At 64.4% G+C, this 8056-nt stretch carries 6 protein-coding genes and 1 pseudogene; 4 read left to right on the top strand and 3 right to left on the bottom strand.

What is annotated here, in order from left to right:
* Window positions 1-23: 23 nt before the first annotated feature.
* Together BLQ62_RS00255 and BLQ62_RS00260 are read right to left on the bottom strand one after the other, a co-directional pair.
* Window positions 24-3029, bottom strand: coding sequence for an MMPL/RND family transporter (locus BLQ62_RS00255; RefSeq protein WP_068526317.1), 3006 nt, complete (start codon window positions 3027-3029; stop codon window positions 24-26).
* Between the two features lie 111 nt (window positions 3030-3140).
* A complete protein-coding gene (locus tag BLQ62_RS00260; protein ID WP_068526274.1) occupies window positions 3141-3755 on the bottom strand; it encodes a TetR/AcrR family transcriptional regulator in 615 nt (204 codons plus the stop codon).
* A 93-nt stretch (window positions 3756-3848) separates the two neighbouring features.
* On the opposite strand from BLQ62_RS00260, the gene BLQ62_RS00265 reads away from it, so the two are divergent.
* Window positions 3849-4325, top strand: coding sequence for a PaaI family thioesterase (locus tag BLQ62_RS00265; protein WP_068526273.1), 477 nt, complete (start codon window positions 3849-3851; stop codon window positions 4323-4325).
* A gap of 5 nt (window positions 4326-4330) precedes the next feature.
* On the opposite strand, the gene BLQ62_RS00270 is transcribed toward BLQ62_RS00265, so the two are convergent.
* Entirely contained in the window at window positions 4331-5356 is a 1026-nt protein-coding gene (locus BLQ62_RS00270) for an AraC family transcriptional regulator (protein WP_068526272.1), read from the bottom strand.
* Between the two features lie 99 nt (window positions 5357-5455).
* On the opposite strand from BLQ62_RS00270, the gene BLQ62_RS00275 reads away from it, so the two are divergent.
* The 3 genes and pseudogenes from BLQ62_RS00275 to BLQ62_RS00285 all read left to right on the top strand — a co-directional run.
* Window positions 5456-5776, top strand: coding sequence for a 2Fe-2S iron-sulfur cluster-binding protein (locus tag BLQ62_RS00275; RefSeq protein ID WP_068526316.1), 321 nt, complete (start codon window positions 5456-5458; stop codon window positions 5774-5776).
* A gap of 26 nt (window positions 5777-5802) precedes the next feature.
* Window positions 5803-7196 (top strand): annotated as a pseudogene (locus BLQ62_RS00280) (cytochrome P450).
* Window positions 7193-8056: NAD(P)/FAD-dependent oxidoreductase (locus tag BLQ62_RS00285; RefSeq protein WP_083350775.1), on the top strand; the 864-nt coding region annotated here is incomplete at its 3' end. The pseudogene BLQ62_RS00280 and the gene BLQ62_RS00285, both read left to right, overlap by 4 nt.

The raw sequence follows: 8056 nt of genomic DNA on the forward strand, positions 1-8056 counted from the left end.
CATGCGGGCGCAGTGGATTCGGGTCACCCGTGTTTGCCTGGCCACCAGCTCGCTGGTCCGGCCAGGGTGGCGATTGCGGGTACGACGATCGTTCGGACGACGAAGGTGTCGAGGAGTAGTCCGACACCGATGATGAGGCCGACCTGGGTCATGATGGCGATCGAGCCGACCATCAGTCCGAACATGCTTGCCGCGAAGATGAGGCCGGCGGAGGTGATGACGGAGCCGGTGTTGGTGACGGTTCGTAGGACTCCGATGCGAATGCTGCGGTGGGATTCCTCACGCAGCCTGGAGATCAACAGCATGTTGTAGTCGGCGCCGACGGCGACGAGCACGATGAACGCGAGAAGCGGTACAGGCCAGGCAATCTCGGTGCGAAGGATGCATTGGAAGATCACCACCCCCACGCCGAGGGCTGCAGCGTAGTTCAGGATAACGGTTCCCAGCAGGTAAAGCGGTGCAATGAGCGCTCGGAGTAGTGCGATCAGGATGATGCCGACGATGATGAGGGTGGCCAGGGCGAGTAGCCGGAAATCGTGGCTGAGCAGGCGTTGCAGGTCGGCGTTGATGGCGGGGAATCCCGCTAGCGACACCGATGCGTTCTGCAGGGCGGTGTTGGGTCTCGCTGTCTGGGCTGCGGTGGTGATGGCGTTGGTGAGTTCAATCGCCTGGCTGCTGTAGGGATCGGCGTCGGTTTGGATGGCATAGCGCACTGTCCGCCCGTCTGGAGAGACGAATTGTGCAGCAACGTCGGAAAACTTTTGGTTGACGAACGCGTCAGGCGGTAGGTAGAAACCCGTGGCGGCGTCCGAGCCGCGGGTTTCGCGGGCGGTGGTCTGTAGTTGCGCGGCAAGGGTGGCCATCCCGGCGAACTGTTGCAGGTTGCTGTCGACGAGTGCGGCGACTCCCCCGGCAATCGCGCGGGAGCCAGCAGCGAGTTGACTCACCCCGTTCTGAAGCTGGGCGAGTTGTGCGGGGAGGTCGCGCGCGGTGACAGCACCCAGCGTTGTGTCCAATGTGTCCACTGCGGCGGTGAGTTGCGCGGTGATGGTGGTGATGGGTGTGCCGAGGTTGCCCAGTTGCCCGGAGAGAGCGCCGATTTGGAGGAGGAAGTTGGAATCCCGCAGTGTGCCCAGGGTCCGGAGTTGCTGTTGGACGGCGGCGCACTGAGGGATCGGGGCGCACCAGGGAGCGTTGTCGAGCAAGGGCCGCACGGCGGTCACGAGACTCAAGGCGTCGGATGCCTGCCTTGCCGCGGTGGCCAATTGCGGTGCCTGCCCAATGAGTTGGTCGAGTGCGGGTGCGGTTGTGCGGAGTTGACCGAGCAGTGGTCGGTATTGCTGGATCTGTTGTCCCGCGGTCGTGGCCTGGTCGAGAATTCGCAACAGCGGTGTCAGGTTGGCGCGGATCTGGCTGTCGAGCGTGGCAAGGCCGGTCGCGAGTTGGTCGGCGCCATCTCGAAGTTGGAACAGGTCGCCAGTGCGTGATCGGCCGTCACTGACTGCCGCGGCGAGTCGGTCACCGATCTGTCCGTTCTGCCACGACAGCTGGGCTTGTTCGAGGCGGCTGCCGGTGGGTCGGGTCACGCCGACAACCCGGGTCACTCCCGGGACTTGCGCGACGCGTGATGCCAGGTCGTCGAGGTCAGCCAGCCCTTTCGCGGTACGCATGTCGTTCGGGGATTGGATCACGAGGAATTCCGGGACGGTAGTGTTGGTCGGGAAGTGCCGGTCGAGCAGTGCGTAACCCTCGTTACTGTCAGTGGTGGCGGGTTGTCCGCTGCGGTCGTCGTAGGTGATGGTGATGCCCAACGCCACTGCGCCGAGGGCGAGCAGAGCGACGAGTGTCATAGCCAGTAGCGAGGCGGGGCGCCGTACGACGAGTACCGCGATGCGGTTCCAGTAGCGCCGCGTCAGGTCCGCGCGGGGTGCACCCCACCCGAGGTGGGAGGCGGCGTGCAGGACCGGCGGTAGCAGGGTGACCGTGGCGAGGAACCCGATGACGATCGCGATCGCACATGCCGGCCCGAGAGTGGAGAAGACGCTCAGTTTTCCGAACACCATCGCCAGGAACGCCAGGGCGACGGTTGCGGCGGAGGCGAGGATGACGCGCCCGATCGTAGCGGTGGCGTCGATGAGCGCAGGTGCGTGCTCGGCGCCCGACCGTAATCGCTCGTGGTAGCGGCTGATGAAGAAGACCGTGTAGTCGACGCCGGCACCGAGCAGGATCACCGTCATGAACGCGACGGTGAACTGTGAAACGGGCATTCCGAACTCGCCCAACGCTGACACCACACCGCGACCCACCCCGAGGCTGATCCCGATCACCAGCAGGGGTACGAGCGCGGTGAACAGCGACCGGTAGACCACCAGCAGGATGAACGCGATCAGCAGAACCGTGGCCATGGTGATCACCACAAGGTCCTTTTCGGCCGTGACGATCTGATCGCTGAAGGTGGCGGTGGGCCCGGTGACGTGTACGGTTGTACCGGTGCCGGAGAACGAATGATAGGCGAGGTCGCGCACGGAATCCAAGGCGCGAGTCGCGGCGGGGCCGCCCAGCGTTCCGGTCAGCCCCACCGGCAGGTACCAGGCCGTCCCGTCGCGGCTCACCGCCTGCGACGCCGTCGTCGGATCCCCCACCAGGTCACGGACGGAAGCGACATCGGCGGTGGCGCCACGAAGTTTCTGAACAAGCTCGTCGTAGCGTACGCGCACCGTCGGGGTGAGGCCGCCACGGTTCTCCATGGCGATGAAAACCGTTGTCTTGGCGCCTTTCTCCCCGAACGCCGTACCCATCCGGTCGAAAGCCTGAAATGACGGCACTCCCGCAGGGATCGGATCGACCGATTGTTGGCGCACGACTGTCTCGAGCTGCGGGAACGCCAGCGCCAGCACCACACCCACCGCGAGCCACGCGCCGACGACGACAACCTTGTGCGCTAGCGCGTACCGAGCCACCCGCGCAAGCGTGGCGCTGTATTCCGCGCGTTCTGACCGCGCGCCAGCCGATCGCCGGTGCACCACCATCAACACCACTCCTGCCGAAACGGAACTACCTGGATCGGTACGCTACATGATGTAGCGAAAAGCGGTGGCGCGGTCGCTCGTCTTCGGACTCGGCGTGGACCGTGCGAGCGGTCAGGGCATGCGGCGATGCGCCGTCAGGAAGTCGTCGACGATGCGGCGGCGGTCATCGGCGTCGACGGCCCGGATGCCGGTGATTTTGGCGAAGATCAGCGGTCCGACGAGCTGGGTGATGGCCAGGGTCAGGTCGAAATCGTCGAGCTCGTCGACGGCACTGGCACTGGTGAGCAATCGGTCGAACGGTTCGCGGTAGTGATCGACCACCCGCGCACGCAGTGGGGCCAGGGCGTTGCTCTGCTCGCCGGCCCGTTCGGGCACCATCGCCAACCACGCGACCGTGGTGACCTGCAGCGGCGCCTGTTCGATGACGTCCGCCTGACGATCCATCAACCGGATCAAGTCCTCGCGCACCGACCCCGAGAGTTCGTGGCGATCGGCCTGGGGCAGCAAACGCTCGAAGGCAGCGGCGACCAGGTCGGTGGTACTGCCAAAGTGCCGGTAGAGGGTTGTGCGGGCAACCCTGGACAAGCTGGTGACCGCCTCGACGGTGACAGCCTCCACTCCCCCTCTGCGCAGCAACACCGCCGTGGCGTCGAGTAGACGGTTCCTGGAACGAACCCGCCGCGGATCGACGTCGTCGAGGCCATCGATGCTCACCGCTACCCGCATTCTTCTCGCTGTTGGTCCACGTATGTGGCATCCTGCCAACGATACCGTCAGTAGCGGTCCGCTACCGGCACGAGCATCGATTCGAGGACTGTGATGTCAGCACCCAGCAGACTGCCCGCGCACTCCCCATCGTGCATGGGCTGCGGGCCGGAAAATGCCAGCGGCCTGCAGCTCGAGGTCTACCGCGACGAGGACCGAGTCTTTGCAGATCACTCCTTCACCGAAAAGCATTCCGGTGGACCAGGTCTGGCGCATGGAGGGGCCATCTCGGCCGCGTGCGACGACATCATGGGATTTACGCTGTGGATCGCCGGCACCCCGGCCGTCACGCGCACGTTGACGGTCAAGTACCGCCGACCGGTACCCCTCCACGTACCAGTACGCCTCACGGCGTGGATCGACGAGGACGCCGATCACACCCTGCACATCGGGGCGAGCGGGACCGTGGAGGGCGAGACCTACTTTTCCGCCACTAGCGAGTTCGTGAAAGTCGATCTCACGCACTTCGCGCGCTACGCCGACACCTCCACGGTAGACAGCTTTTTCGTCAATTTCCTCCGCGCGGACTGACCTGCTCAGATGCCCGGCGCTGCCCGCTGATTCGACGGTGCGCGGCGGAACTGAGTCGGGGAGCACCCGACCCACCGTGTAAATGCATGGGAGAAACTGGCGACCTCGGAGTACCCCAGTTCTGCGGCTATCTCGCCGACACTGATGCCGGGATCCAGCAGTCGCGCGGTGGCTCGTTCTTGGGCGAACTGCTGCCGCAGGCGACGCAGGGTGGTGCCCTCGGCGTGCAGGCGTCGCTTGAGTGTGCTCACCGATGTCGCCAGCTCCGCCGCGATACGAGCGCCGTCAGCGCGCGCAGGGTCAGCATCGAACTGTGCGCGGACCAGCTGCGTGTAGGAATTGGGCCTGCGCTGTTCGTAGACGCGTCGAAGCTCGGCGATACCGATCCGGTAGGCCACGGGGTCGGAGAAGCGGCACACGTCGTAGAGCACGGCAGCCGGTATATGCACGAACGCCGCGCGCGCGTCGAAAAGGATCCGATGGCCGATCTCACCCACGACGATCAGGTCTGCCGGCGCCTGGCATGTCAGATGAAGCTCCACGGAGGGGACGGCACCGGCGAGCATGTCCACCAACCGCAGGACAGCCAGACCACCGTAGGTGACGGCGAGACAATCGGTGCCGGGGCTATCTGTGCGCCCGGCCAGAGCGATCGTCAGTCCAGAGTCTCCGTGCTGGAACTCGGTGCTCAGCGCGGTCGATATCAGGGGCAAGAACCGAAGCAGTTGAACAACTTCGAGGACGGAACCCGCACTGACCAGCGGCAAACTGAGGGGGCCGAAAGAGGTCAGCTGGGCGTGCTCGGCGAACGCCACGCCCAACCGGAATCCCTGCTGGGCGTCCATCGCCGGATACACCTCGTGAAACCACCGGACAGGCACTTGGCCCTGTCGCGCAATGACGACCGCGAGATCGACGCCCTCGCGGGCCATGATGCGTCCGAACGCTCGCGTCTCCGCCGCGCCCAGGGCACCGCTGTCGAGGAGCTGCGCGAACGCTAGCGGCGGTATCCCCAACTCGACAAGGCTCACATGAGCCAATTTAACAAGACATCGCGACGTCCGAGCCTGGATCAAGCACATCTGCCGCGTGCACACTCACCTCTACGACCCACGAACAAGGAGGTGGCCATGGCCACGATCACTTACGTGACCCACGACGGCGAGGACTACCCCGCGCCGGTGACGCCCGGCAGGTCACTGATGCAGATTGCAGTCGACGAGGCGATACCGGGGATCGATGGCGACTGTGGCGGTGAGGCGGCATGCGGAACGTGCCACGTCGTCGTCGACAGCGCGTGGATCGACACCGTCGGACACAGCACAGACGTCGAAGAAGGCATGTTGAGTATGCACCCCGAACGTGAGGCCAACTCGCGACTGGCCTGCCAGATGACCGCCAACAACGAGTGGGACGGTCTGACCGTTCGCCTTCCCGAGTTCCAGTTGTGAACGTCTAAAGCGAAAGAGCAACATCTATGAGCATCTCAACTGCCCTCGCCGACAAAGCGCAGTCCATGATCCCGATCGATCTACAAATCCGTGGCGCCCACGTCTATGACAAGGCCCGCCGGATCGTCACCCGAACCGACGGCAAAAAGATCTTCACCGAGACCCCCATCCCGCCTGTCGAGGAAGTCGAACTCACCGACATCGATCTGAGCAACCCATTCCTCTACCGACAGGGCAGGTGGCGGTCCTACTTCGAGCGTGTGCGCAATGAGGCGCCCGTTCACTTCCAGCCCCGCAGTCCCTTCGGGCCGTTCTGGTCGGTCACTCGACATGCCGACATCATCGCTGTCGACAAGAACCACGACGCGTTCTCCGCCGAACCGTTCATCATCATCGGTCGGCCGCCCCGCTTCATGGACATCGCGATGTTCATCGCCATGGACCCGCCGCGGCACGACAAGCAGCGCGCCGCCGTCCAGGGAGTCGTCGCACCGAAGAACCTGCGCGAGATGGAGGGCCTCATCCGGTCGCGCGTCCGGGAAGTCCTCGACGAGCTACCGCTCGACGAACCGTTCGACTGGGTCCAGACCGTGTCGGTCGAACTGACCGCGCGGATGCTCGCGACATTGCTCGACTACCCCTACGAGCAGCGCCACAAACTCGTCCAGTGGTCGGATCTGGCCACGTCGATGGAGCAGGCCAACGGCGGACCATCAGACAACGACAAAGTTTTCCGCGAGATGGTCGCGATGGCACAGGGCTTGAGTGCGCTATGGCGAGACAAGGCCGCGCGGACCGCGGCAGGCGAGGAGCCTGGTTTCGACCTCATCACCATGCTGCAGAGCAACGAGGACACCAAAGACCTTCTCGACGACAGCCCCATGGAGTTCCTCGGGAACCTCGTGCTGGCTGATCGTCGGCGGCAACGACACCACCCGCAACTCGATGAGCGCGGAGTGCTGGCTCTCAACGAGTATCCCGACCAGTTCGAGAAACTCAAAGCCAATCCGGACCTGATCCCCAACGCGGTGTCGGAGAATCATCCGGTGGCAAACCCCCCTGGCGTACATTGCGCCGGGTCGCCAAGAAGGACGTGATGCTCAACGGTCAGTTCATCCGCAAAGGCGACAAAGTCGTCATGTGGTACGCCTCCGGCAACCGCGACGAGCGAGTGTTCGACCGCCCGGACGAGCTCATCATCGATCGGTCCAACGCTCGCAACCACATCGCGTTCGGTTTCGGCGTGCACCGTTGCATGGGAAACCGCCTGGCCGAATTGCAGTTGCGCATTCTCTGGGAAGAACTCCTCGAGCGCTTCGACGACATCGCGGTGGTCGGTGATCCGGAGTACGTGCAGTCCAACTTCGTTCGTGGGATCAGCAAGATGATGGTCCGTCTGACTCCCAAGCAGGAGACGTGAGCACTGATCGGGTCGTGATCGTCGGCGCAAGCCACGCCGGCGCACAGCTGGCGGCCAATTTGCGCAAGGAGAAGTGGGCTGGAGACATCCTGCTGATCGGCGACGAGGGCCGCCTGCCGTATCAGCGGCCGCCGCTGTCCAAGGCATACCTGGCCGGCGATTGCCATCTCGACGATGTCGCGATCCGAAGCCACCAGTTCTACGACAAGCAACGGATCCAGCTCGTCGACGGAACCGTAACCTCGATCGACCGTGCCGAACGAACCGTCACTCTCGGCAACAACGACGCGGTGTCCTACTCGAAGTTGGCCCTGTGCACCGGCGCTCGAGCTCGCGCACTGCCCGTCCCTGGGGCCGATCTGCCGGGCGTGCACTATCTGCGCACCGCCACCGACGTCGAGGCCATCCGCGCCGCCGCGGTCCCGGGTTCGCGGGTCGTCATTGTCGGCGGCGGGTACATCGGCCTGGAGACAGCGGCCTCGCTTCGAACCCTGGGTGTCGAAGTGACCGTCCTGGAGGCGGCAGGACGCGTACTCGAACGTGTCACGGCGCCCGTCGTGTCGGAATTCTTCGATCGAATTCACCGCGAGAAGGGTGTCGACGTACGGATCGACGCAATCGTCGAGGGGTTCCGCGGCGACAAACGAGTCGCCAGCGTTGTCCTCGCCGGTGGAGAAACGCTGGCCGCTGACCTGGTCATCGTCGGCGTCGGCGTCATTCCGAACACGGAGCTCGCAGCAGCTGCGGGCATCGACGTCGAAAACGGCATCCTCGTCGACGACCGCGCTCGTAGCAGCGATCCTGACATCGTCGCAGCCGGCGACTGCGCCAACCACCGAATCGAGCGGTACGGGAGACGT

It is taken from the genome of Tsukamurella pulmonis, assembly GCF_900103175.1.
GTDB classification, from domain to species: domain Bacteria; phylum Actinomycetota; class Actinomycetes; order Mycobacteriales; family Mycobacteriaceae; genus Tsukamurella; species Tsukamurella pulmonis.